Source organism: Novosphingobium capsulatum NBRC 12533 (assembly GCF_001598375.1).
Lineage (GTDB): Bacteria > Pseudomonadota > Alphaproteobacteria > Sphingomonadales > Sphingomonadaceae > Novosphingobium > Novosphingobium capsulatum.
Genome location: NZ_BCYV01000032.1, coordinates 1 through 24683, shown reverse-complemented (window position 1 = coordinate 24683; position 24683 = coordinate 1). Strand labels below are relative to the sequence as shown.

General features: G+C 66.7%; 19 protein-coding genes and 1 pseudogene. 8 read left to right on the top strand and 12 right to left on the bottom strand.

The window, feature by feature from the left end; translation table 11 throughout:
- Positions 1-148: 148 nt before the first annotated feature.
- Positions 149-2059 (top strand): methyl-accepting chemotaxis protein, encoded by a 1911-nt coding sequence (locus SCA01S_RS20305; protein WP_062788549.1) that lies wholly within the window; start codon positions 149-151, stop codon positions 2057-2059.
- Positions 2060-2211: 152 nt separating this feature from the next.
- Positions 2212-2565, top strand: coding sequence for an energy transducer TonB (locus SCA01S_RS20300; RefSeq protein ID WP_157089066.1), 354 nt, complete (start codon positions 2212-2214; stop codon positions 2563-2565).
- Between the two features lie 58 nt (positions 2566-2623).
- Here SCA01S_RS20300 and SCA01S_RS20295 read toward each other — a convergent pair whose 3' ends face one another.
- Positions 2624-3229 (bottom strand): PAS domain-containing protein, encoded by a 606-nt coding sequence (locus tag SCA01S_RS20295; protein WP_022677006.1) that lies wholly within the window; start codon positions 3227-3229, stop codon positions 2624-2626.
- A gap of 150 nt (positions 3230-3379) precedes the next feature.
- Here SCA01S_RS20295 and folE point away from each other — a divergent pair, with 150 nt between their 5' ends.
- Positions 3380-4066, top strand: a complete 687-nt coding sequence (gene folE, locus SCA01S_RS20290) for a GTP cyclohydrolase I FolE (RefSeq protein WP_231627709.1) — start codon at positions 3380-3382, stop codon at positions 4064-4066.
- An 18-nt stretch (positions 4067-4084) separates the two neighbouring features.
- On the top strand, positions 4085-5044 hold the full coding sequence (locus tag SCA01S_RS20285) for an NAD(P)/FAD-dependent oxidoreductase (RefSeq protein WP_062788547.1): 960 nt from the start codon (positions 4085-4087) through the stop codon (positions 5042-5044).
- 60 nt (positions 5045-5104) lie between these two features.
- On the opposite strand, the gene SCA01S_RS20280 is transcribed toward SCA01S_RS20285, so the two are convergent.
- The 3 genes from SCA01S_RS20280 to SCA01S_RS20270 all read right to left on the bottom strand — a co-directional run bounded on the left by SCA01S_RS20280 (position 5105) and on the right by SCA01S_RS20270 (position 10959).
- Positions 5105-8506, bottom strand: a complete 3402-nt coding sequence (locus SCA01S_RS20280) for a S41 family peptidase (RefSeq protein WP_062788545.1) — start codon at positions 8504-8506, stop codon at positions 5105-5107.
- Positions 8507-8617: 111 nt separating this feature from the next.
- Positions 8618-10126, bottom strand: coding sequence for a glycerol kinase GlpK (glpK, locus tag SCA01S_RS20275; protein WP_062788543.1), 1509 nt, complete (start codon positions 10124-10126; stop codon positions 8618-8620).
- 44 nt (positions 10127-10170) lie between these two features.
- Positions 10171-10959, bottom strand: coding sequence for an MIP/aquaporin family protein (locus tag SCA01S_RS20270; protein WP_022678049.1), 789 nt, complete (start codon positions 10957-10959; stop codon positions 10171-10173).
- A 376-nt stretch (positions 10960-11335) separates the two neighbouring features.
- Between SCA01S_RS20270 and glpD the strand changes: the two genes are divergently transcribed.
- Together glpD and SCA01S_RS20260 are read left to right on the top strand one after the other, a co-directional pair.
- The gene (gene glpD / locus SCA01S_RS20265) at positions 11336-12862 is read left to right on the top strand and encodes a glycerol-3-phosphate dehydrogenase (protein ID WP_062788542.1); all 1527 of its coding nucleotides are present in this window, start codon (positions 11336-11338) and stop codon (positions 12860-12862) included.
- A gap of 53 nt (positions 12863-12915) precedes the next feature.
- Positions 12916-13683 (top strand): DeoR/GlpR family DNA-binding transcription regulator, encoded by a 768-nt coding sequence (locus tag SCA01S_RS20260; RefSeq protein WP_231627708.1) that lies wholly within the window; start codon positions 12916-12918, stop codon positions 13681-13683.
- A gap of 64 nt (positions 13684-13747) precedes the next feature.
- Here SCA01S_RS20260 and SCA01S_RS20255 read toward each other — a convergent pair whose 3' ends face one another.
- From SCA01S_RS20255 to manD, 4 genes are all read right to left on the bottom strand, one after another.
- Positions 13748-14977 carry an MFS transporter gene (locus SCA01S_RS20255; protein ID WP_054132036.1) on the bottom strand — a complete coding sequence of 410 codons (1230 nt, stop codon included), beginning with the start codon at positions 14975-14977 and terminating at the stop codon, positions 13748-13750.
- Between the two features lie 17 nt (positions 14978-14994).
- A complete protein-coding gene (locus SCA01S_RS20250) occupies positions 14995-15927 on the bottom strand; it encodes a sugar kinase (RefSeq protein ID WP_062788540.1) in 933 nt (310 codons plus the stop codon).
- A gap of 3 nt (positions 15928-15930) precedes the next feature.
- Positions 15931-18570, bottom strand: coding sequence for a glycoside hydrolase family 2 TIM barrel-domain containing protein (locus SCA01S_RS20245; RefSeq protein WP_167542927.1), 2640 nt, complete (start codon positions 18568-18570; stop codon positions 15931-15933).
- 91 nt (positions 18571-18661) lie between these two features.
- Positions 18662-19870, bottom strand: a complete 1209-nt coding sequence (gene manD / locus SCA01S_RS20240) for a D-mannonate dehydratase ManD (protein ID WP_062788539.1) — start codon at positions 19868-19870, stop codon at positions 18662-18664.
- 105 nt (positions 19871-19975) lie between these two features.
- Between manD and SCA01S_RS20235 the strand changes: the two genes are divergently transcribed.
- On the top strand, positions 19976-20728 hold the full coding sequence (locus tag SCA01S_RS20235) for a FadR/GntR family transcriptional regulator (RefSeq protein ID WP_054132034.1): 753 nt from the start codon (positions 19976-19978) through the stop codon (positions 20726-20728).
- Positions 20729-20775: 47 nt separating this feature from the next.
- Here the strand turns inward: SCA01S_RS20235 and SCA01S_RS20230 are convergent, their stop codons facing one another.
- Positions 20776-21318 (bottom strand): winged helix-turn-helix transcriptional regulator, encoded by a 543-nt coding sequence (locus tag SCA01S_RS20230; RefSeq protein ID WP_022675660.1) that lies wholly within the window; start codon positions 21316-21318, stop codon positions 20776-20778.
- 98 nt (positions 21319-21416) lie between these two features.
- Between SCA01S_RS20230 and SCA01S_RS20225 the strand changes: the two genes are divergently transcribed.
- On the top strand, positions 21417-22499 hold the full coding sequence (locus SCA01S_RS20225) for an NmrA family NAD(P)-binding protein (RefSeq protein WP_062788537.1): 1083 nt from the start codon (positions 21417-21419) through the stop codon (positions 22497-22499).
- Positions 22500-22537: 38 nt separating this feature from the next.
- On the opposite strand, the gene SCA01S_RS20220 is transcribed toward SCA01S_RS20225, so the two are convergent.
- From SCA01S_RS20220 to SCA01S_RS21965, 3 genes and pseudogenes are all read right to left on the bottom strand, one after another.
- Positions 22538-23830, bottom strand: a complete 1293-nt coding sequence (locus SCA01S_RS20220) for an MFS transporter (RefSeq protein ID WP_062788535.1) — start codon at positions 23828-23830, stop codon at positions 22538-22540.
- Positions 23827-23958 carry a hypothetical protein gene (locus SCA01S_RS22975; RefSeq protein ID WP_255420083.1) on the bottom strand — a complete coding sequence of 44 codons (132 nt, stop codon included), beginning with the start codon at positions 23956-23958 and terminating at the stop codon, positions 23827-23829. The genes SCA01S_RS20220 and SCA01S_RS22975 overlap by 4 nt, the downstream gene beginning before the upstream one ends.
- Before the next feature lie 589 nt (positions 23959-24547).
- A pseudogene (locus tag SCA01S_RS21965) lies at positions 24548-24676 on the bottom strand (ArdC-like ssDNA-binding domain-containing protein); the annotation flags it as partial.
- Positions 24677-24683 lie beyond the last annotated feature (7 nt).

Below are 24683 nucleotides of genomic sequence, written 5' to 3'. Positions count from 1 at the left end.
CCCGATCAGGGCCGGGCCGGTAAATGGCCCGATGCACGGCATGGTTAACGCCGCGATAGCAACGATCCACAGGGGTATGGTTACCGATCCGTGAAGGCCCCCGCTCTAGCTTTCCGGCGATTGCCGCAAACCGCCGGAGCCAGCCGCCATGCTTCGTTTCAATATCTCTGCCAAGCTGATGTCAGCCTTTGCCGTGCTGCTGGCGGTGATGGCCGCGATCAGCGTCGTGGGCGTCAACCGCATCGGCGAGGTGAACGCGATCGCCACCGAAATGCGCGAGCGCTGGCTGCCGGCCTCGCAATCGCTGGGTGATCTGCACAGCTATCTCTCACAATACCGCATCAAGCAGGCCGAGGTGGTCTATACCCCCGGGCCGCGCTCGGCCAAGCTGGCGCGCAACGCGCAAGTGGTGATCGACAAAACCATTGCCGATTACCGCAGCGAGATCGCCACGCCGCAACAAAAGGCGCTGCTCGACCAGTTCGAGGCGGGCTGGCGCGATTTCACCGCCGATACCGATCGCCTGATCACCGTGGCGCAAAGCGATCCTGCCGCCGCCCATGCCGCGCTTAATGCCGAATCGCTCGATCACTATTACGCGCTGGAAGACCTGGTGCTGCAGCTGATCGATCTCAACGCCAAGGGCGCCGGGGCGATTTCGGAACAGAGCGCAACCATCTACACCTCGGCCCAGCGCTTCATGGTGGGGGCAGCCGTCGCCGCGCTGGTGGTGGCGGTGTTCATGCTGGTGGTGCTGATGGCCACGGTGGCGCGGCCGGTCAAAAGGATGAGCGCGGCGGTGGATCGCCTGGCCGCCGGCGATATCACGATCGACGTGCCGGGCCTGGCCCGTGCAGACGAACTGGGCCAGCTGGCCCGCGCGCTCGACGGGTTCAAGGCGCTGTTCGCCCGCGACGTGCAGCGCGCGCGCGAAGAGCAGGCCCGCGCCGAAGAAGCCAACGTCACCATTGGCGCGATCGGCGGCGGCCTTGCTGCCTTGGCGCAGGGAGACCTGACCCACCGCGTGGCGGAAAATGGCCATGGCGCGATGGGCAAGCTGCACCTGGATTACAACGCCGCGCTGGGTGAAATGAGCCAGGTGCTGGGCCGCATCGTGGCCGGCTGCCGCACGATCAAGCTGGGCATCGACGAAATCGCCGCCGCCTCATCAGACCTCTCGGCCCGATCGGAACAGCAGGCCAATGCCCTGGCGCAGACCGCGCGCACGCTCAACGAATTTACCGGCACGGTAAAGATCACGGCCGACAATGCGCGGCAGACCAGTGGCCGCCTGCGCGTGGCGCGCGATACCGCCGGCCAGGTGGAAACCATTGCCCACGATGCGGTGGGGGCCATGCGATCGATCGAGGACAGCTCGCGCCAGATGGCCGAGATCATCGCCGTGATCGACGGCATCGCGTTCCAGACCAACCTGCTCGCGCTTAACGCCGGGGTAGAGGCCGCGCGCGCCGGGGATGCCGGCAAGGGCTTTGCCGTGGTGGCATCGGAAGTGCGTGCCCTGGCCCAGCGCAGCGCCGACGCGGCCAAAGATATCAAGACCCTGATCACCACGAGTTCACAGCAGATCGCCGGCGGCGTGGCCCTGGTCGAAGGCAGTGGCGAAGCGCTGCGCCAGATCGTGGGCGAAGTGAACGCGGTTTCGGGCCTGGTCGAGGAAATTGCCGAAGCGGCCGAAAAGCAGGCCGACGGCATCGGCGAAATCTCGCGCATGGTGTCAGACATGGATTCGTTCACGCAGCGCAATGCAGCGATGGTGGAGGAAAGCACCGCCAGCACGCGCACCCTGTCGAGCGAGACCGACAGCCTGATGGAACAGCTGGGCCGCTTTCGCCTGGCCGGTGGCGATGCCACGCCTGTGGCCGCGCCGCGCGTGGTGCCTATGCCGCCGGCCGAACCAGCGCCAGTTGTCGTGCGCCCGGCCTCACTCGCTCTCGCGACGCTGCCACCGGAAGAACCGGCCGCCCCGCCCGCGCGTCCGGCTCCCGGCCGGGCGGCGGCCGCAGGCAACCTGGCGGTGGATGACTGGAGCGAGTTCTGACGCGCAGCCTGCGTAATTGTCCGCAGGGGCGGCGCATGGCGATGCTAACCCCGCGCCGGGGATAACGGCAGCGTTGCAGAGGCGAGGCGAATCCTTGCGGCTGCAACGCCCCTTGTTTCGTCACCCTTGTTCGACAACGAAGGACACCCCCGATGCATCATTCCCGTGTGCGCGCCGCGGCCCTTGCCGTTGCCTGTTTCGCTGCCGGCCTGGCCGGCGCCGCCCATGCGCAAAGCGCCGACTGGTCGCGCCAGGTCACCCGCATCATCGCCTCCAAGCAGACCTATCCGCCCACCGCACAGATGCGCGGCGAGGAAGGGACCGCCAAGGTGAAGGTCTATATCAGCGCGGTGGGCGCGATCGAAAAGACCGAACTGGTCGGTGGATCAGGCTCGGCCACGCTCGATCGCGAAGCGCTGGCCCTGCCGCGCCGCGCCGGCAACCTGCCGGCCCCTCCCGGCGGGCCGACCACGCTGACCGTGCCGATCACCTGGCGGCTGATGTAATGCTGAACGAAAGGCTTGCCCTTAAGGGCGAGCCTCTCGTCAACACCAGCAATCAGGATCAGAGCCCGGCTTCTACCGCCACGCGGATAGCGTCAGCGCTGGTGCGCACGCCCAGGGTGCGGATCACGGACGAGCGGTGCATCTTCACCGTCCGTTCCGACAGGCCCAGCTCGTAGGCGATCTGCTTGTTGAGCTTGCCGGCGGCCATGTGGACCAGGATTTCGCGCTGGCGCGGCGAGAGCAGTGCCACGGCATCGCGCGCGGCCTGGGCGCGGGCGGCGCCAGCCGTATTGCCGGCCTCGAGATCGGCCGCCTTGCTGACATCGACTTGGGAACCAAGGAAATATTCCAGCTCCCCCTGGGCGTCAAAGATCGGCGCGACCATCACGGCATTGCGGAACGGCGTGCCGTCCTTCTTGTAGTTGATGATCTCGACCAAGACCGGCCGGCCTTCGCGGATGCCGGCGCGCAGCTCTGCCGTCAGGTCAGGCTCGGTGCCTGGCCCGCGCAGGAAGCGGCAGTTGCGGCCGATGATCTCGTCCCGCTCATAGCCGGTCAGTGCTTCGAACGCGGCATTGCATTCCACGATCGGGTTATCAGGCAAGCGGGGGTTGCTGATGACCGCAGCGACCGGGCTTGCCGTTATCATCTCGGATATCAGCATGTTTCCTCATGTGGCACGGCGCGCGCTTCGCTCCAGTGTCCTTTCGGCCATGTTGTAGCGGCCCGCTGCCAACTGCAAGTCCGAAGTGCATGCCCGGTCTTGCTCTGATGCGCATCTGCGCGCAGCCTCCCCGGGCCGGAGAATTCCGCCATGAACCTGATGACTCTCGATTTCGCCTCCGCGCAAGACAGCCACGACGGTTGCGACGACGCCAGCCACAACCACGCTGCCCACGACAACACCGCACACCAGCATGCCCCGGCGGCCAAGCCGGCCGTGCCCGAGCCGGTGCAGGAAGCGATCCGCACGCTGCTGCGCTTTGCCGGCGAAGATCCCAGCCGCGAAGGCCTGATCGATACGCCGGCGCGCGTTGGCCGCGCCTGGCTGGAATATTGCCAGGGCTATCGCGAAGACCCCAGCGTGCACCTCACCCGGACGTTCGAGGAAGTGGGCGGCTATGACGAGATCGTGCTGCTGCGCGATATCCCGTTCCAGTCGCACTGCGAACACCACATGGCGCCGATCACCGGCAAGGCCTCGATCGCCTACCTGCCCAACAACCGCGTGGTCGGCATTTCCAAGCTGGCCCGCGTGCTGCACGGCTATGCCCGCCGGCTTCAGGTGCAGGAGCGCCTGACCGCCGAAGTGGCGCAGTGCATCTGGGACCATTTGCAGCCCCAGGGCGTGGCCGTAGTGATCGAGGCGCAGCACGGCTGCATGACCGGGCGCGGCGTGTGCACGCCGGGCGTGGGCATGGTCACCAGCCGCATGCTCGGCTGCTTCCTGCAAGACGCCAGCTCGCGCCGCGAGGTGATGTCGCTGATGGGCCGCGGCTGACGCGGACGGGAGGGGACATTGCATTTCGGGATCATCGGGGCGGGGCTTGCTGGCCTGACCTGCGCTGACCGGCTGGTGGGGGCCGGCCACGTGGTCAGCGCGTTTGACAAAGGGCGTGGGCCGGGCGGCCGCATGTCCACCCGGCGGATCGATACGCCGCTGGGCCAGGCCCGGTTCGATCATGGCGCGCAGTTCTGCGCCGCCACCACGCCCGGCTTTGCCCGGCAGGTGGCCGAATGGGCAGAGCGCGGTGTGGCCGCGCACTGGCCGGATGCAGGCCCCGATGCCTATGTCGGCGTGCCGGGGATGAATGCCCTGGTCGCCGATCTGGCACAGCGCCACGACGTGACATTCGAATGCCTGGTCAAGGGCCTGGTCCATGATGGCCGCCACTGGTGGCTGGTGCTCGAAGGCGAACGGCGCGGCCCGTTCGATGCGGTGGTCGTGGCCACGCCGGCCGAACAGGCCGCGCCGCTGCTCTCGCTTCACGCCTTTCCCATGGCCCGCGCCGCCGCCGGCAGCGCATCCCAGGCCTGCTGGACGGCGATGATGGCCTGGGCCGAACCCTTGCCGCTGGACTGGACGGTGTGGCGTGGCGATGGCCCGCTCGCCTGGGTGGCGCGCAATTCGGCCAAGCCGGGTCGGCCTGGCCCGGCCCAGGGCGCGCCCGATTGCTGGGTCATCCAGGCCAGCGCGGATTGGTCGCGCCAGCATCTCGAACAAACGCCGGAAGAGGTGATCGGCCAGATCGCTGCTGCCTTTGCCGATCTGGCCGGGATGGCCCTGCCCGAGCCGCTGGTGGCGCGCGCCCATCGCTGGCGCTTTGCCCGGCCGGTGGGCGCGGGCAGCACCGCGCTGTGGGACGATATGCTGCGCCTGGGCGCCTGCGGCGATTGGCTGACCGAGCCTACCGTGCAAGGTGCCTGGCTTTCGGGCGATGCGCTGGCGGGCCGCATCCTCGCCCGCAAAGCAGCCTGAACCGGCGCAAAAAAGAAGGGGCGAGCCAGGCTCGCCCCCCCTTTCTAACATGTCCCCCGCTTACTGCGGCAGTACCGGATGCTTGACGATCGGCGCCGGCTTGGGGAACTGCTGCGGCGGATTGGCCTTGAGCAAGGCCATCGCCTCGGCCACGGCGCGTTCCAGCTGCGGATCATGACCCTGCCGGATCAGCGCCGGGTCCTGCTCCACCTCGATATCGGGCGGAATGCCGATCCCTTCCACTTCCCACTGGCCGGTGGTGCCATAGATCGCCCAGCGCGGCGCGGTGACACTGCCCCCGTCGATCAGCTGGGGATAGCCACCGATGCCGACCAGCCCGCCCCAGGTGCGCTTGCCCACCAATGGGCCGACGCCTTCCTTGTGGAACAGCCACGGCAAGGCATCACCGCCCGAGCCTGACATTTCGTTGATGATCATCACCTTGGGGCCAAAGATCGCCGCGGCCGGCTCGATCTGGTCAGCCCCTTCGCGGGTGTGGTTGATCATCTGCGGCGTGCGCTTCAACTGATCGACGATATAGTCGGCAATCTGGCCGCCATGGTTGAACCGCTCGTCGATCACCGCGCCCTGCTTGCCGACTTGGGCATAATAATAGCGGTTGAAGTTGGCAAAGCCGCCAGCGGCCGTATCGGGCACATAGACATAGGCCAGCTTGCCGCCCGACAGCCGGTCGACCGTGCGGCGGTTGCCTTCCATCCAGCTGCGCAGGCGCAACGCGCCTTCATTGGCGATCGGCACCACGGTAACCTGGCGCGATCCCGCGCCCGCTGCCGTGCTTGCCACGGTCAGCACGGTCTGCTTGCCGGCCGTGCCATCCAGCGCGCGATCGATCTCCGTCTGGGTATCGACCGGGCGGCCGTTGACCGCCAGGATGAACTCCCCGGCGTGCACGTCCACGCCGGGCTGGCTGAGCGGGGCGACCAGCTTGGGATTCCAGTTCTCGCCCGGCAGCACGCGGGCAATGCGCCAGCGCCCATCGACCGCCTCGTAATCGGCGCCGAGCAGGCCGCCGCGCGCGGTTTGCTGTTCGGGCACGTCACCGCCGTTGATGAAGGTGTGGCCAACCGAGATGTGCCCGGTCATTTCCGCCAGCAGCACGTTGAGATCCTGCCGCGCGGCAAGGCCTGGCAGGAAGCGGGCATAGAGCGCCTCGGCCCGCGCCAGATCGAGGCCGTGTTGGTTGGGATCGTAGAGGAAGTCGCGCTCGATCCGCCAGACCTCGTGATAGATCTGCTTCCATTCCGCCTGGGGATCGACCCACACGCGCACGTCGTCGAACTTGATCGGCTTGGCGCTTTCGCCGTCCTTCACTTCCTTGTCGGCATCGGCCACCAGCCAGGTGCCGCCGCGCTGCAGCAGCATCTTGCTGCCGTCTGCCGAAAGGGAGAAGGTATTGGCGACAACGCCTTGCGCCAGTTCCTTGTTCTTGCGCTCCTTGAGGTCGAAACGGAACAGCGTGCGCGGCGGGCCGGCCTCGTCGCCTTCCAGGTAATCGGCATCGGTCGCGGCGGGCGGGATGGTCAGGGTATAGACCACGCCATCCTTGCCGGCTTGCAGTTCCACGATATTGGCGCGCGGGATCGGCAGCGCCAGGATGCGCTGATCGAGTCCCTCGAAATCGATCCGCACCGGGGCGGGCGGGGTTGGCTTGCCGCCCTTCCCGTCCTTACCGCCATCCTTGTCCTCGTCCTTGGCATCGGCAGGCTTGTCGTCACTGGCGCCAGCGTCGGTCTTCTTGGCCTTGGCCTTGCCCGGCTTGTCGCGGCCCGGCAGGGTATCGGCGGCGCTTTCCTCGTCGCTTTCCGGCGCGATCGGCGATGCGCTGTCCTTGCGCAGCACCATGACATAAGCCGCGCCATCGATCGCGCGGCCCATGCTCGACATGTCGAGCCAGCCGGCCGCTGGGCCCGTGGCGGTGGTCGCGGCGAAGTAGAGATACTTACCGCCGTGGTCGAAGCGGGGCGAGATCACGTCGCTCAACCCGTCGGTCACCTGCGTGTTCTTGCCGGTGGCCAGCGAATGCACCCAGGCGGCATGGAAATGGCTGGGCAGCTGGCGGGTATAGACGATCCACTGGCTGTCGGCCGACCACGCCGCGTCAAAGCCGCTGCCGGGCGCATCGAACAGGTTGGTATCGATCTTGACCGGCGCGGCGCCGGCGGCAAGGTCGATCAGCCACAGGTTCAGCCGCTTGTCCTCGAACACGATCTTCTTGCTGTCGGGCGACCAGCGCGGGTTGTAGAAGAATGAGGGCGGCGTCCCCAGCGCGATCTTGCGCACCGTGCCCAGGCCATCAGCCGCGCCGATGTGCAGCGCATATTCGCCGGATTCATCGGAAAACCACGCAATCTTGGTGCCATCGGGCGATGGCGCGGGATCGCGATCGGCCACGCCGGGCGAACGCGTAATGTTGCGCACGTCGCCCTTTTCGGCCGGGGCAGAGAGCACCTCGCCGCGCACTTCCATGATCACGCGCTTGCCGGTTTCGCTCAACAGCGCATGGCTGACGCTGTCGGCCTTGATCTCTTCGAAATGGGCGCGGCGCTGCGGCAGGTCGGCATCGATGGTGACCGGCACCGGGCTGACCGTGCCGCTGGCGATGTCATAGATTTCCAGCTTGCCGAAATGATCGATCACCACCCCGCCGGGGCCGGCGCCGATCGCGGCCATGTCGAACCCGGCGGAATTGTCGATCAGCCGCGCGACCGCCCCACTGGCCGGATCATAGCTGTAGAGCGTGACCGGGCCATCGCGGTCGGACAGGAAATAGACCTTGTCCCCGATCCACAGCGGGTTGCGATCGTTGCTGTTGGGGCGCGGGATCGGCGTGACGGCCGAATCCGCCAGGCGCGCCACCCAGATGCGCGCGGTCTGCCCGCCGCGATACTGCTTCCACGCCGGCTGCCACTGCTCGATCGGGGAATAGGCGATGCGCGTGCCGTCGGGCGAAAACGCACCTTCCTCGCCCGAGGGCAAGGGCACCGGCGCGGGCGCACCGCCACTGGCCGGAACCAGGTACATCTGGTGCGCATCGCGCACGGCCATGCGCGGGGAGCGGAACAGCACCTGCTTGCCATCGGCCGACCAGCCCAGCGCCACGTCGGCACCGGGATGCCAGGTCAACCGGCGCGGCTCACCCCCTTGCGCCGGAACGACATAGACATCAGTATTGCCGTCATAGCGGCCGGTAAACGCGATCTGGCTGCCATCGGGAGAGAACACCGGCCCCGACAAGGCGCCTTGCCCGGTGACCAGCCGCGTCGCCCGGCCACCGCTGCGCGGCACCACCCAGATTTCGCCGCCATAGACAAACGCGATCTGCGTGGCCGAGAGCGTCGGCTGTTGCAGCAGCAGCGGATCGGCGGCGGCCTGCGCGGCCGGTACGACAAGAGTGGTCGACGCCAGCAGCGCCGATGCCAGCAGGATAAGCTTGCCTCGCATGGTTCCCCCACGGGCCGGAAAGCGGCCGGTGGACAGGCTAGCGCAGGCAAACATTCCTCACAATTGGCGAAACGCGGCGCAACGCATGGTTGATGCCGAATTAGGCCATCGTCATGCCGCGTCCGGCGCAGGATGCGTCAAGGTGCGGCGCAAGGCGTCGCGCCAGCCGGCGATCAGCGGCTCACGCCGCTCTGCCGGCATGGCCGGTTGCTGCACGTCGCGGCCGCGCCAGGTGCGGGAAAGATCGTCGAGCCCGCTCCACACGCCGGTGGCTAGGCCAGCGTGGAACGCCGCACCCAGCGCGGTCGTTTCCAGGTTTTCCGGGCGCTCCACCGGCACCTGCAGCATGTCGGCCAGGAACTGGCACAGCCAGTCGTTGGCCGTCATGCCGCCGTCCACCCGCATCGCCGCCGGCGCGGCGCCGCTGTCGCGCGCCATCGCCTCGAGCAGATCCCATGATTGATAGGCCACCGCCTCCAGCGCGGCGCGCGCCAGATGCGCGGGCGTGGCGCCCAGCGTCAGGCCATAGATCGCCCCGCGCGCGTCCGGGTCCCAGTGCGGCGCGCCCAGGCCGACGAAGGCCGGCACCATATAGACCCCGTGGCTATCGGGCACCTTGGTGGCCATGTCGTTGGTTTCACGCGCGTGGGTGATGATGCCCAGCCCGTCGCGCAGCCACTTGATCGCTGCGCCCGCCACGAAGATCGAGCCTTCCAGCGCATAAGTAGTCTTGCCGTTGAGGCGGTAGGCCGGCGTGGTGAGCAGGCGGTTGCGCGACACCGGCGCCGTCTCGCCCGTGTTGAGCAGCATGAAGCAGCCCGTGCCATAGGTGGACTTGGCCATGCCCCGCTCGAAACAGGCCTGGCCGAACAGCGCCGCCTGCTGGTCACCCACCAGGCCGGCAATCGGGATCTGCGCATCGAACAGATCGGGCGCGGTATGGCCAAAGATGCCGCTGTTGTCGGTCACCTGCGGCAGGATCGCCATCGGCACGCGCAGCAACTGGCACAGTTCCTCGTCCCACTGCTGGCGATGGATATCGAACAGCAGCGTGCGCGAGGCGTTGGTGATGTCGGTGGCGTGCACCGCGCCGCCGGTCAGCCGCCACAGCAGGAAGCAGTCGATCGTGCCCATGGCCAGGCGGCCCGCCTCGGCATCGGCGCGCGCGCCGGGCACGTTGTCGAGCAGCCATGCCACTTTGGTGCCCGAAAAATAGGGATCGAGCAGCAGGCCGGTTCGGCTGCGCACCATGTCTTCCACGCCCTGGTCCTTGAGCGCCTGGCACGCGGCGGCGGTGCGGCGGTCCTGCCAGACAATCGCGTTGTGGATCGGCCGGCCGGTTTCGCGGTTCCAGATGACCACGGTTTCGCGCTGGTTGGTAATGCCGATGCCGGCAATCGCGGCGGCGCCCAGCCCGCTTTGGGCGATCGCCTCGCGCGCGGTTTCCAGCGTATCGCGCCAGATGTCTTCGGGATCGTGCTCCACCCAGCCGGCCTGGGGATAGTGCTGGGCAAATTCGCGCTGGCTGGTGGCGCAGGCCCGCGCCTGCGCATCGAACACGATGCAGCGGGTGGACGTGGTGCCCTGATCGATCGCAAGGATGTGGCGGGGTTGGGTCATGGGTCTTGTCCTGTGTGGCGCCGCAGCCCGGCGCAAGGAATGGGTCAGGCCGAAGCCGGCAGGAACGGGCGGATCGCGGCCTGGTAGAGGCCAGCGCCCACGATCCCGCCCAGGATCGGCGCCGCGATGGGGATCCACCAATAGTTGTCGGGCGACGGGAAGGCCGCCGGGCCCCATCCGGCAAAGAAGCAGAACAGGCGCGGACCAAAGTCACGCGCCGGGTTGAGCGGCCAGGCTTCGAGAAAGCCACCACAGGCGCCGATGCAGGCCACCAGCAAACCGATCGCCAGCGCGCCGGAATTGGCCATGGGCGCCTGGGTATTGGCCTGGTCGGTGATGGCAAAGATGCCCAGCAGCAGGATCGCGGTGAGGATCACCTCGTCCCAGAAGGCATGCATCGGGGTGATGAACTGGCCGGGATGGGTGAAGAACACGCCAGCGGCGCCACCGTCCATGCGCGTCACCCCGTGCAGGGTGTTGTAGTGATCGATCACCGGCTGGAACAGTTGATAGACCAGCGCCGCCCCGACGAACCCGCCCGCGATCTGCGCCACGATATAAAGCGGCGCCTTGCGCGCCTCGAACCCGCGAAACAGCACCAGGGCTAGCGTCACCGCCGGGTTGGCATGGGTGCCGGAAACCGCACCGGTAACATAGATCGCCAGCGTGACCGCCAGGCCCCAGGCGATGCACACCCCCCAATAGGCCGTGGCATAGGGACTGGGATCATAGAGCGTGATCATCGCCGCCGCCGAATCGCCCAGCGTGATGATGATCATCACCGCGATGAATTCGGACAACAATTCTCCGATCAAGCGTTTGCGCGGGCTCATGGCTATCCTCTGTGCGGGGTGACCGGGCGGTTGTTGGCTTTGCCCGTCGTTACCGATCCAGGGTGGTACCGGCTTTGGCGGGCACGTCAATGGGAAAGTTCGCTTTCGCGCTTGCAGCAGGGCAGCGCGAGAATCCTGCTTTATCACGCACTGTGGAGCGCCCCGTGAAACTCTATATTATTTCATGTTTTGCAGTTATTTATATAAATACCAACTAGCCACACCCGATCCTTAGGCGCAGCCACCGCAGCGCGAAATGGCGCGATTTGCTTGCGAAATAGCGCGAAGTTACGCGAAACCTCTCGCTTCCGAATGCGTAGTGCAGTAAACGCAGACGCTCGAAGGCCTGCGCAACGCAGGCGACAAAGGCACAACAATGACGCACGACCCGTCCCTTTCGACCTATGACCTGCTGATCGTTGGCGGCGGCATCAACGGCGCCGGCATTGCGCGTGACGCCGCCGGGCGCGGCCTTTCGGTGCTGCTGGTGGAGCAGGACGACCTGGCCGCGCACACCTCTTCGGCCAGCACCAAGCTGGTGCATGGCGGGCTGCGCTATCTCGAATATGGCGAATTCCGCCTGGTGCGCGAGGCGCTGATGGAGCGCGAGCGGCTGTGGGCCATGGCGCCGCACATCATCTGGCCGCTGTCGTTCGTGCTACCCCAGCGCGGCGCGGTGCGCCCGGCCTGGATGGTGCGGCTGGGGCTGTGGCTCTATGATCACCTCGGCGGCCGCAAGCGCCTGCCGGCAACCCGCTCGGCCGATCTGGCGCGCGATCATCTCGGCAACGGTCTGACCGATGCGGTCAAGGGCCGCGCCTTCGTCTATTCCGACTGCTGGGTGGAAGACAGCCGGCTGGTGGTGCTCAACGCCATGGATGCCAGCGCCCGCGGCGCCACCGTGCTGACCCGCACCCGCCTGCTGGCCGCCCATCGCGAGGGCAGCCACTGGCTGGCGACGATCCGCGATGCGGATGGGCAGGAACACCGCGTGCAGGCGCGCGGCCTGGTCAACGCGGCGGGGCCCTGGGTGGCCGAAGTGCTGGGCCGCATCGCCGGCGCGCCGCAGGATCGCGCCATGCGCCTGATCCAGGGCAGCCATATCGTGGTGCCCAGGCTCTATGACGGTGATCACGCCTTCCTGCTGCAGAACAACGATCGGCGCGTGGTCTTTGCCATTCCCTATGAGCAGGATTTCACGCTGATCGGCACGACCGACGAAGTGTGGGACCAGGCGCCGGGCCGCGCCACGATCAGCCCGGCCGAACGCGACTATCTGCTCGACGTGGTGCGCCGCCACTTCACGCGGCCGGTGGGCGTGGACGATATCGTCTGGACCTATTCCGGCATCCGCCCGCTCTATGACGACAAGGCCAGCAATGCCTCGGCCGTCACGCGTGACTATGTGCTCGATCTCGATCAGCGCGATGGCCAGGCCCCGCTGCTCAGCGTGTTCGGCGGCAAGATCACCACCTATCGCAAGCTGGCCGAGCATGCGCTGGAAAAGCTGGGCCCCGCCTTTCCCCAGGCGCGCGATGCCTGGACGGCGGGCGCAACCCTGCCCGGCGGCGATTTTCCGGCCGATGGCTTTGCCGATCTGGTCGATCGCTTCTGCCAGGAACGCCCCGCCCTGCCGCGCCCCCTGCTCACCCGCTGGGCCCGCGCCTATGGCACGCGGGCGCGGCAGATCTTTGCCTCGGCACAGACCCTGGCTGACCTGGGCGAGGATTTCGGCGGCGGGCTCCATGCCGCCGAGCTGGCCTATCTGGCGCAGCACGAATGGGCGATGACGGCCGAGGATGTCGTCGCCCGGCGCAGCAAACTGCTGCTGCGCCTGTCGCCCGACGCCCTGCCCCGGATCGATGCCTGGCTTGCCCAATGGTGGCAAGCGCGCCAAGGGTAGGATCACGCCCGAGCGGGCCGCACGGTGCGGCGCGCTGGCCTGGAGGAGCAGTTTTGGCCGATCTTGCCGCGATCAGGCACCGCAGCCTTGTCGAATACCTGCAAGGCGCCCGCTTTGCCGGGGTAGAGGAACTCGCCCAGGTTCTGGGCGTGACCCAGCAGACCGTGCGCAAGGATCTCGATCTGCTGGCCAGCCGGCGCCTGCTCACCCGCGTGCGCGGCGGGGCCATGCTTGAATCCCGGCTCGACAACATCGGCTATTCCACCCGCCGGGCGATCGCTGCCCATGCCAAGGACGCGATCGGGCAAAAGGCGGCGCAGTTGCTGCCCAACAATGCCTCGCTGTTCCTCAACATCGGCACCACGACAGAGGCGGTGGCGCGCAACCTGCTCGATCACGAGCATCTTCTGGTGGTGACCAACAACCTCAACGTTGCCGATATCCTGGCCCAGAACAGCCGGATCGAAGTGATCGTGGCCGGCGGCCGCCTGCGCGCCAACGATCGCGCGGTGATCGGCAGCCTGACGGTGGATTTCATCAAGGGCTTCAAGGTCGATTATGCGGTGATCGGCACCAGCGCGCTCGATGCCGATGGCGATCTGCTGGATTTCGATATCAACGAGGTGACCGTCAGCCAGACGATCATCGCCCAGGCGCGCAAGGTCATGCTGGTGGCCGACGCAACCAAGTTCGAACGCCAGGCCCCGGCGCGGATCGGCTCGCTCTCGGATATCGACCTGTTCGTGACCGACACGATCGCGGATGACGAGCGCACCCGCCTGGTGCAGCGGCACAACGTGGATATCGTCACCGCGCTTTAGGCGGAATGGGCGGCGCCAGCGCGATCGCGATCGTACCAACGTTGCCCAAATAAGCCGCGCGCCTCTATGCCGCTGAAACCGTTGGCTTGGTGGTGAGCAGCACCCACAGCAGCGCCGCGCCAATCATGTCCATGAGCGACAGCGCGACGAACAGCGGGTTGTAGCCAAAGACGTCGGCGCTTTTGCCAATGGCGAGCGTGAACAGCATGCCACCGATCCACGCGATCGATCCCGCCATGCCGCTTACCGTGCCAACGGTGCGGGAATTGAACAAATCGGCGCACAGCGTGATCAGCGCGCCGTTGAGCATCTGGTGGGCGAAACCACCGACGCAGAACAGCGCAATGGCCAGCCCCGGCGAACCGGCAAGGCCGATGCAGGCCGGGCCGATCATGCACAGCGCGCCCACGGCCATGGTCACTTTGCGCGAGGCCACCACGCCGGCACCACGCCGCATGAGGTAGCCCGGCAGGATGCCCGCGCCCAGCGATCCGAAATCGGCAGCCAGGAAAGGCAGCCAGGCCCACAGCGCAATCGCCTTGAGATCCAGCTTCCATACCGAGACGAGGTAGAGCGGGATGAAGAAGTTGAAAGTCTGCCACGCCGGTTCGGCCAGAAAGCGCGGCAGGGCAATCGCCCAGAACGATCGGGATTTGAGGATATCGAACCGCGATGACACCATCTCGGTGGCAACGTCCGCGCCGGGATCATGCAACGGCCGCTCCTCGGGGCGTGGCGACCGATAGGTGAACCACCACAACAGCGCCCACGCCAGGCTGAGCGCCCCGGTAACCAGGAAGGCAGACTGCCAACCCCACCACAGGATGCAGAACGCCACCAGGGCCGGCGCAACCATGCTGCCAACGCTCGTGCCCATTTGAAAGCAGCTGGTGGCAAGCGGGCGCTTTTGCGCCGGAAACCACTCTGAAACCACCTTGGCACCGGCGGGAATGGCCGCCGCTTCGGTGGCGCCGAGGGCTGCGCGAAACACGGCCAGGCTGGGCCAGCCGGTGGCGAAAGCGTGCCCCATGTTGGCCAGCGCCCAGCCGAGCGCAAAGATGAAGAACCCCAGCCGTGTGCCAAGCACATCAAGCACGGTGCCGGCCACGGTCTGCATCACAGTATAGCTTGCCTGGAACGCCAGGACGACCCAGCTGTATTGCTCGGTCGTCATGCCGAAGCTGTCTTTCAGCGTCGGCGCCGCCACCGACAGCGTCGAGCGGGCAAGATAGTTCATGATCGTGCCCAGCGTGACCAAGCCGATCATCCACCAGCGCAACTGACCTTTTGCCATGTGTCGATGTCCCTGGTTCAGGCGCGGGTTGCCGGGGCCAGCGGCGCGTAGGCCGCCCGGTCCAGCTGCGGAATGGCGCCGGCCTGCTGAACCACGGCGGCGGCCAGGCGATGGCCGGCCAGGCCGCAGTCGCGCGGCGCCAGGCCTTGCAGCCTTGCCGCCAGGTAACCGGCGTTGAAGGCGTCGCCCGCCCCGCTGGTGTCCACTGGCCGCACCACCTGGGGTGGCGGCAGGATCGTGCCATCGGGCAGCCGGCACCCCCGCGCGCCCAGCTTGACGATCACCTCCTGGCACCCCAGACGCTGCCAGTGGCTGGCGCACGCCTCCAGGGTGGTGGGCGAGATATCGTCCTCGTCCTGCAGCGTGGGAAAGCCGATATCGGCCCGCGCGATCGCGGCATCGCGCCAGGATGCCGCTTCGCCGGCACTGGGCCACAGCCGCGGGCGATAGTTGCCGTCGAACGCGACAAGGCCGCCCCGCGCCCTGACTCTTGCCGCCAGGTCGAGCAAGGCGCCGCGCCCCTCGGCCGGCAGGATGGCAAGCGAAATCAGCGAAAACACCAGGACGCGGGCCGCTTCGGCCAGGGCAACGGCCGCTGCCATGCCCGGCAGGGCAAACATGTCGCGCGCAGCGCTGGCATCGCGCCAGTAGTGGAACGAACGCTCGCCATCGCCATCGGTGCGGATGGCGTAGAGGCCCACGGCGCGGGTGGGATGGGCCAGCACCAGCGACACATCGAGCCCTTCGGCCACCCATCCCGTGCGCAGATCCTGGCTGAAGGGATCGTTGCCCAGCGCCGTCAGGAAGCCGGTGCGCCATCCGCTGCGTGCCAGATGCAACGCGGTATTGAGCGCGTCGCCGCCCTGGCCAAAGCCACGCCCGGCCCCTGCGTCGGCAAGTTCGACCATGGCTTCACCCACGCAGACCACATCGAAGGCAGGTTCCACCATGGTTCAGCGACGCGGCAGGACAGTGATGGCAGAGACGACCGCCTCGCCCTTCACCGGCACGAAATCGATCGTCACCACGCCGTCTGTCGCCGTGACCGGAAACGAGCGCGTCACTTCGGTCAGCGGCCCACCTGCGGCGCCGGCAATGTCAAAACCCTTGAGCATGGCCTGGCCATTGGCCGCGACGTCAAAGATGCGGCTGCCCGGTTGTTCCGCAGGCTCGACAAAGGTCAGCGACACGGTGAACGTGCCGGGGCCGGTGGGAATGCGATAGCTGAACGCTCCCGCGCGGAACGTTGCGGCCAGATCGCGGTTGCGCGTGCCGGCAATGTCGGGGCGGACGGGCGCGCGGCCACGGGCGAAGACATCCACCGACCGCGCCGTTCCGCCGCTGAAGAACGCATCCGATCCGAACACGGCATTGGGCGCATGCGCCGCGACCAGGGCGCCCGCGTCGATCCGGAATGCGCCGGCCTGGGCACCGGCCAATTGCCATTCGATCCGATCCGCCACCGCGCCCGTCGCGAATTGCCCTGTCGCCGTCAGAACATTGGTGCCCGCGGCGAGCGCCACGCCTGACCAGACACAGACCCGGTTCGGGCAATCGGTCTTGCCCCCCAGGCTGCGCCCGTTGAGCGCCAGTTCGGTGCGCGGGGCATTGCTATAGACCCGCACGTCAGTGACCGGGTAGGCGCGCTGGGTGTAGCGACGCCCAGTGATATGCACGGTGAGCGCGGCAGACCAGTTGGCCCGGTAATAATAGAACGCGTCCTTGCGGATCGTGCCATCATAGGTGACCAGGCCCTTGGTGTTGACGTCGACCGAGTCCCCCTCGCGCCGGACAGTCGAGCCGAAATCGAACGCGTTCCACAGCCACGTCCCAAACAGCCATGGCCGATCGCGCAGCAAGGGCCAGGTCTGCTCGTGGACCCAGGCCTGATACCCTTCCGGTTGGCGCGGCCCGGCTATGTCGGCCGGGCCACCGGCGGGGTCATCGGTCTGGTAGGTCAGCGCGCCGCCGGCGCCATATTCGGAAAGGGCGAGCGGCTGATGGGGATACTTGGCGCGAAGGCCATCAAGATAGGGGCCGATCCCTGCGGGCTTGCCATAATACCAGCCGTAATACCGGTTTACCGCCGTGGCTTGCGTCAAACCGACGATGTCGGGGGCAGCCGGATCACCCTGGCAGCACGCCGCCATGACCGTCGGGCGCGAAGGGTCGTCCTGGCGTGCCTGCTGGTCGAGCAGACGGACCAGCGCCTTGGGATCGGCAATCGCCGCGGGTGGCTTGCCCAGGAAATCCGGGCGATTGGGCCCGAAATCAACCTCGTTGGCCACGCCCCAGAACGCCACCGCGGGATGATTGAAGTTCTGGCGGATCAATTCCGCAAGCTGCTGCTGCGCATTGCCCACCAGTGCCGTGGTGGGGTTGATCGCCTCACCCTGGGTCCATTGCGTGACCAGCGGAATCTCGTCCCACAGCACCAGGCCATAGCGATCTGCCAGCGTGTGGATCGTCTCGCCGTGCTGGTAATGGGTAAGCCGTATGGTGTTGGCCCCCATGTCGCGGATCGTGGCGAACGTCCTGGCGATATCCGCCTCGCTCATCGCCCAGTCAGACGTTTCGGTATCCTGGTGCAACCCCACGCCGTGCAGGGCCAGCACCTTGCCGTTGAGCAGGAAACCGCGTTGCGGATCGATGCTGACCTGGCGGATCCCGAAAGGTTGCGCGACCGTGTCGACCACGCGGCCGCGTCCATCGACGACGTCGACGATCAGCCGATAGAGGTAGGGATCGGCGGTGCCCTGCCACAGATGCGGCCTGGCCACCGCCAGGTCCTGCTGCTGTTCCGATACCTGGGCTACCGGCAGGCGAAAGACCGCGCGGGCCTGGGCAGCAACGCGCCCCTGGGCATCGACCAGGCGCGCCACCACGGCGCCATTGGCCACGCGCCCGGTGTCGTTGGCCAGGCGGGTACGGACACGGACCTGCGCCGCGCCGGCAGAAATGCTGGTCGTCGTGGCATAAACACCCGGCCCGCCGTGGTCGAGCAGGTCGATATGCAGCGGATTGGTGACAATCACGCGCACCGGCCGATAGAGCCCGCCGCGCACGAAGAAATCGCCGCTCAAGGGCAAAACGTCGGCCGTGGCGCTGCCGGCGACGGGCGCGCTGTTGTCCACGCGCACGGCAACGATGTTGCTGGCGCCCGGGCGCAGGGCCGGCGTGGCATCAAAGCGAAAACGGCTGAACCCACCGGCGTGGGAGCCGAGCCTGACGCCGTTCACCCAGACTTCGGCAATGCGGCTTGCGGCATCGAACTCCAGCCACACCTTCTCGCCGCTGGCCCGTGCCGGCGAGGGAAAACGAAGGCGATACCAGCCCACGCCCTGATACTTGGCGACCGTGCCCGCTGTGTTGGGCCCCACCCCGACCCGGGGCTCGTAATAGCCGATCCGGTTCCAGGTATGCGGCACCCGCACGGGCTGCCACGCGGCATCGTCAAACGCCGGTTGCGCCGCGCCGGCCGGGTCACCCTGGATAAAGCGCCAACCATCGGCAAGGACAACGGCGGTGCGCGCCTCAGCGCCAGCCTGCGTTGCCGCAGCCGCAGCACCCCCGTCCCTGGCCTGCGCCGTCACCGCAAGCAACGCGCCAATTGCCAGTCCTGCAAGCCAGTTTGCCTTCACGGTAGACCCTCTCGTTCGTTGTTATCGGCGGTGCTTCAGGCCGTCACCAGTTCCACATCGTGCCGTCTTCGAGGCGGGCGACCGGAAGATAGGCGGGCTTGTAGGGATACTTGGCCGCCAGCTTTTCATCGATATCGACGCCGTGCCCCGGGGTTTCGCCGCAGAACAATTCGCCGTGCTCGAAGTGGTAGTCATGCGGGAAGACCGCGTCGGTCTCGGGCGTGTGGCGCATGTATTCCTGGATGCCGAAGTTGGGCACCCAGGTATCGAAATGCAGCGCGCAGCCCATCGTCACCGGCGACAGGTCGGTGGCGCCATGGCAGCCGGTGCGCACCTGGTAGAGGCTGGCAAGATCGGCAATGCGGCGCAGGTGGGTAAGGCCGCCGGCGCCGACCACGGTCGCGCGGATGTAATCGATCAACTGGTTCTGGATCAGGTCCTTCGCGTCCCAGATCGTGTTGAAGATTTCACCCACGGCAAGCGGCGTCACCGTATGCTGGCGCACCAGCTTGAACGCCTCCTGGTTTTCCGCAGGCGTGCAATCCTCCAGCCAGAACAGCTGATAGGGCTCGAGCATCTTGCCAAGGTTGGCCGCCTCCTGCGGTGTGTAGCGGTGGTGGCCATCGTGCAGCAGGTGGTGGTCAAAGCCGTAGGTCTTGCGCAGTTCCTCGAACAGCTTGGGCACATAGTTCAGCGCCTTGCGCGTATCCCACCCGGTCACCGAGGGCAGCGCGGCATCGGCCGGCTCGTAATAGAGCTTGCCCCGGCCCACGCCATAGGCATCCTTGATGCCGGGAACCCCGGTCTGGGCGCGGATCGCCTTGTAGCCCAGGTCGATATAGTGGCCGACCGCCTCGACCGTTTCGGCAATGTCGCTGCCATTGGCATGACCATAGACCATGATCCCGTCGCGGCTGCGCCCGCCGAGCAATTGGTAAACCGGCATGCCGGCCATCTTGCCCTTGATATCCCACAGCGCCATGTCGACCGCCGCGATTGCCCGCATCGTCACCGGGCCGCGCCGCCAATAGGCGCCACGGTAGAGATACTGCCAGATATCTTCGATGCGGCGCGGGTCCATGCCGATCAGGCAGGGAATGACGTGCTCTTCCAGATAGGCCACCACCGAAAGCTCGCGCCCGTTGAGCGTGCCATCACCGATGCCATAGACGCCCTGATCGGTTTCGATCTTGAGCGTCACGAAGTTGCGCCCCGGGCAGGTGACGATGACGCGCGCACCGGTGATCTTCATGTTCGTTGGGCCTCACAAAGCGATTCAATTGTGGTAAGACCGATTGATCGACCGATTTCGGTCTGTCAAGTTTTGAAAATTGGTATTACCAAAAAACGAGGCGTCATGACGAACGGCAAAACCAGCGAGCGACTGTACCAGGACGTGGCCCGATCGCTGGTCGAGGAACTGGCCGCGGGGCGCTTTCCGGTGGGCACCCGGCTTCCGGCAGAGCGCGAACTGGCGCTGCGCTTCGACGTAAGCCGGCCTACCGTGCGCGAGGCGATGATCGCGCTGGAAGTGCAGGGCTTCGTGGAAGTCAGGCTGGGTTCGGGGGCCTATGTCCTGCGCCTGCCCAACGAGGGCGATCGCCCGGGTTTCGATGTCTCGGCGTTCGAGCTGACCGAGGCGCGCCTGTTGTTCGAAGGCGAAGCGGCCGCGCTCGCCGCCACCCAGATCACCGATGAAGAGCTGACCGAGGTTGCGCGCCTGGTCGATGATATTGCGCAGGAAAACAACGATCCCGCCGGAACGGAACGCGCCGATCGCGAATTCCACCTGGCCATCGCCCGCGCGACCCGCAACTCGGCCATCTACAATGCGATCGAGCAACTGTGGGACTTGCGCCAGACCTCGCCCGAAGCCGCTCTGCTGCACAGCAAGGCACGCACCGCCAATGTAAAGCCCGTGGTGGAAGAGCATTGCGCGGTGCTCGATGCCTTGCGCAGCCGCGATGCCAACGCGGCCCGCGCCGCCATGCGTGCCCACCTCGCCGCCGTGCTCGACGGCCTGCTATTTGCCACCGAGGAGCAAGCCCTTGCCCAGGCACGCCGCGCCACGCAGGCCAAGCGGGAGCGGTACACGCGGGCAACGGCATAAACTGCTCTGCTCTAGGGTAGCGACCGCGGTTCAGATTGGGAGCCCCCTCACAGCAAATCACCGCCTGCTTGGCCTTCCGGAGCCACCCGCATGGCCCGCGTCTCGGCCCCCATGGCCAGACGCCATTGCATGGCCTCGTCAGCACCGGGTCCCGGCGCCACGCGCAACGGCGTTGCGCCGGTCGGCATCCCGGTTTCGGCATCGGCAAGCACCAGTTGCACGGGCCGCCCTGACGTGGCCTGCTCGATCCGCAGCGGCGCGTCCTGCCCGGCACGGCGGCGCCACGTATCCCCGATCTGCACCATCGCCTGGAGCAGCAAGGCCAGATCCTGCCCACGCAGCGTGGGCACATAGTCATGGCGGGGCGGGCGCGCCTGGTAGAGCCTCTTCTCGATCAGCCCGGCTTCTTCCAGGCTTTTGAGCCGGTCCGACAAGGTCGCGTTGGTTGCCCCGGTCGAGCGGCGTAGATCGTCATAGCGGGTCAGCCCCAGCAGCACATCACGCATGATCAGCAGGCCCCAGCGGTCTCCCACCGCGGCCATGACTTCGGCAATCGAGCAGGCCATGCCGTCAAAACTCTTGGATCGCATCGTCGGCGCCTTTCCGAAATCCCGTGACTCTTATTATTAGAGCAATTAGGCTCTCATCATGAGAGTCGGCTCTCTACCTTGCAACCCAGGAGTCACGCATGGATGAAATTTCCCGCATATTCGTCGTCGGTGCCACCGGCGCCCAGGGGCTTCCGGTGGTCCGCGGACTGGTGCAGGATGGCCGCTACCAGGTTCTGGCGCTGACTCGTGACAAGAACTCGGCTCGGGCACGCGCTTTGGCGCAATGGGACCAAGTCGATTTTCTGGAAGGCACGTTTGCCGATGAGGCCGTGCTGCGCGCCGGGATGCGCGCTTGCCAGGGCGTGTTCCTCAACATCGATGGCTTCAACACCGGCGAGAAGACCGAGACCTATTGGGCGATCCGCGCCTACGAGATCGCGATCGAAGAGGGCGTGCGCTTCTTCGTCTATGGCAATCTCGATTACACGCTCAAGCAGGCCGGCTACCGCTCGATGTTCCGCACCGGCCACTATGACGGCAAGGGCCGCATGGGCGCGTGGATCCTGGCGCAGAACCGCGACAACGCCGGGCGCATGGGCAGCGCGCTGTTCACCACCGGCCCCTACATGGAAATGGCATTCTCGGCGCAGACGCCGATGACACCGGCCGTGGAAGAGGGCGTGTTGACCTGGCGCGTGCCACTGGGCCAGGGCGCCGTGGTCCACGTCGCGCTGGAAGACTGCGGACACTATGTGCGCTGGCTGTTCGACCATCGCGACCGGGCCAATGGCATGGACCTGGCCGTCGGCATCGAGCCGGTGCGCTATACCGATCTGGCTGCCGCGTTCACGCAGGTGACCGGCCATCCCGCGCGCTATGTCGATACGGACCTGGACAGCTATTTCGCGCGCTTCGGCGGGATCGCCGCGCTTCCCGCCGGCTACAATGCCGATCCCGCCGACAAGAGCACGATGACCTTTCGCGACAACTTCACCGGCTTCTGGAACACGTGGAAGCACGAGATCATTACGCGCGACTATGCCCTGCTCGATGAAATCCACCCCGGCCGGATCAGAAGCGCACAAGACTGGATTTGCCGCCATGAGCAGCAGGCAGCAGCGTCAGGCGGGGAAAGTCTGTGGCAGCGGGTGCAGCCCGATACCCTGCCTGGCCGCCCGATCCTCAAGCTGAGCGAAGACCACCGGCGCGGCATCCTCTGAGCCTTGCGGGCGGCCCGAGGGTTCGGGCCGCCCCGGCTTCACGCGGGGACCGGCGCGCCCGCCGCTGCGTGCGCGCGGCGCAAGGTGCCGAGCAGCACCAAGGCGGCGACCACGCCCATGATGCCGGCGACCACGAAGGCCGGGGCATAGCTGCCGCTGTGCTGGCGGATCACCCCAGCGCCAAACGCGGCGCAGGCTGCGCCCAATTGGTGGCCGGTCTGGATCCAGCCAAATACGATCGGCGCTTCCTGCTCGCCAAAGGCTTCATTGGCGAGTTTCACCGTCGGCGGCACCGTGGCGATCCAATCCAGCCCATAGAACACGGCAAAGACCGCCAGACTGGTGGTGTCGAAGCTGAGGAACGGCAACGCCAGCAGCGACAGGCCACGCAGCCCGTAATAGACGATCAGCAACACGCGCGGATTATAGCGATCGGTTAGCCAGCCCGACGCGGTGGTGCCGAACAGGTCGAAGAAGCCCATGGTCGAAAGCAGCCCGGCAGCGGCCACCGGGGCAATGCCATGGTCCCCGCAGAACGCGATCATGTGCGTGCCGACCAGGCCATTGGTGGTCAGGCCACAGACAAAGAACGTGCCGAACAGCAGCCAGAACATCGGCTGCCGCGCCGCGCGCCACAACACGCTGAGCGCCAGGCCGGCGGTGCGGGCCTGGCGCGGCGCAGGCGGCGGCGGGCTGTCGGGCCCTTCGCCAAAGCGGCGCGTGCCGATGTCGGCGGGATGTTCGGGCACGACCAGGGCCACCAGCGGCACCAGCGCCAGGCAGACCAGGCTGACCGCCAGAACCACCGGCCGCCACGCGCCGTCGCGCGAAAGCCAGGCCAGCAATGGCAGGAAAATCAGCGCGCCCGTGGCTGTGCTGGCACTCAGCAGGCCCATGACCAGCCCCTGCCGCGTCGCGAACCAGCGATTGACCACCGCCGCGCCCAGCACCGAGGCAACCGCGCCGCTGCCGATGCCCGACAATACCCCCCAGGTCAGCACATAGTGCCACGGCAGCCGCATCCACAGACTGGCAAAGGTGGCGAGCGACATTAGCGTGAGCCCGGCCAGCATGGTGCGGCGGATGCCGAACGAAACCATCAGTGCCGCGGCAAAGGGGCCGACAAGGCCATAGAGAAAGATGCCGATCGCGGCGGCGAACGAGATCGTTGCCCGGTCCCAGCCGAAGTTGACCTGCAAAGGCACCATCAGCACGCCGGGCGTGGCGCGCAGCCCGGCCGAGACCAAAAGCGCGAGGAATGTCGCCGCAACGATCAGGATCAGGTGAAGGCGCGCGGGCACCAGCCCGGTCTTGTGCAGCAGGCGGCTCATGCCTGACTTTCCTGTGCCAGCGTGACAAGGTCACCCAGCGCCGCTTCTACGCCGGCCCAGCGCTCTGGGCCAAACGCGCCGATCATGCGCCGCTGCGCCTCTTCCCAGGCGCCTTGTGAAGTGGCCACCGCGTCGCGTCCCTGCGCCGTCAGGCGCGCCTGCTTGGCGCGCCCCTTGCCCTCGCCCCACGCTTATCGCGTCGATCGTCCGCCGGTCGCCCGGCGACTGTCCCGGTCGTTACACCCGGCATTTGAGTACTATGACGGCTCCGTCGCCATGCAGGTCCGGGTAAACCGTCCTGTTTAGGCGATCCCGCATTTACGCGAGAGGGAGGTTGCGACGTGTTTAGGCGCCCCGTTCGTTCACTTGCCCCTCCATACAGAGGATGCGTCGGACGAGCTGGTAGGAGAGCATGAACATCGCGCTCTCCGACCATCCGATGTGCCGCGTCAGCCATTCTACGGCACCACTGCGGGTGTAAGTCGCTGCAAACTGGGGTTCAGGCAGTATAGCTTTCGCCATGCCCGTCTTGCCCTGACCTGCCGCGTCACAAATGGCTTCGACGCTTTGGGCCTTTTCCGGACATGCTGTTGTCCCCCGCCTCTTTCGAGGTCGCAGCCATTTCTGGCCGAGGTTGGTCCGGTGGACACAGGCCATTACCAGCAGGCCTGACAGTTCATTCTGTTCCTCCTTCTTCTCGCGCCGATACGGCGCACCATTGATCCCGGAATAAGTCCTACCCGAACCGGCATTGTGGGGCAGCGTGCAGGGACAGCGGCTGGCGTCCCACGGCTGCACCCAGGGCAGGCGCCCGGCTTCGAGTTCGGCGATGATGCGGTAGGTCACCTCGGAA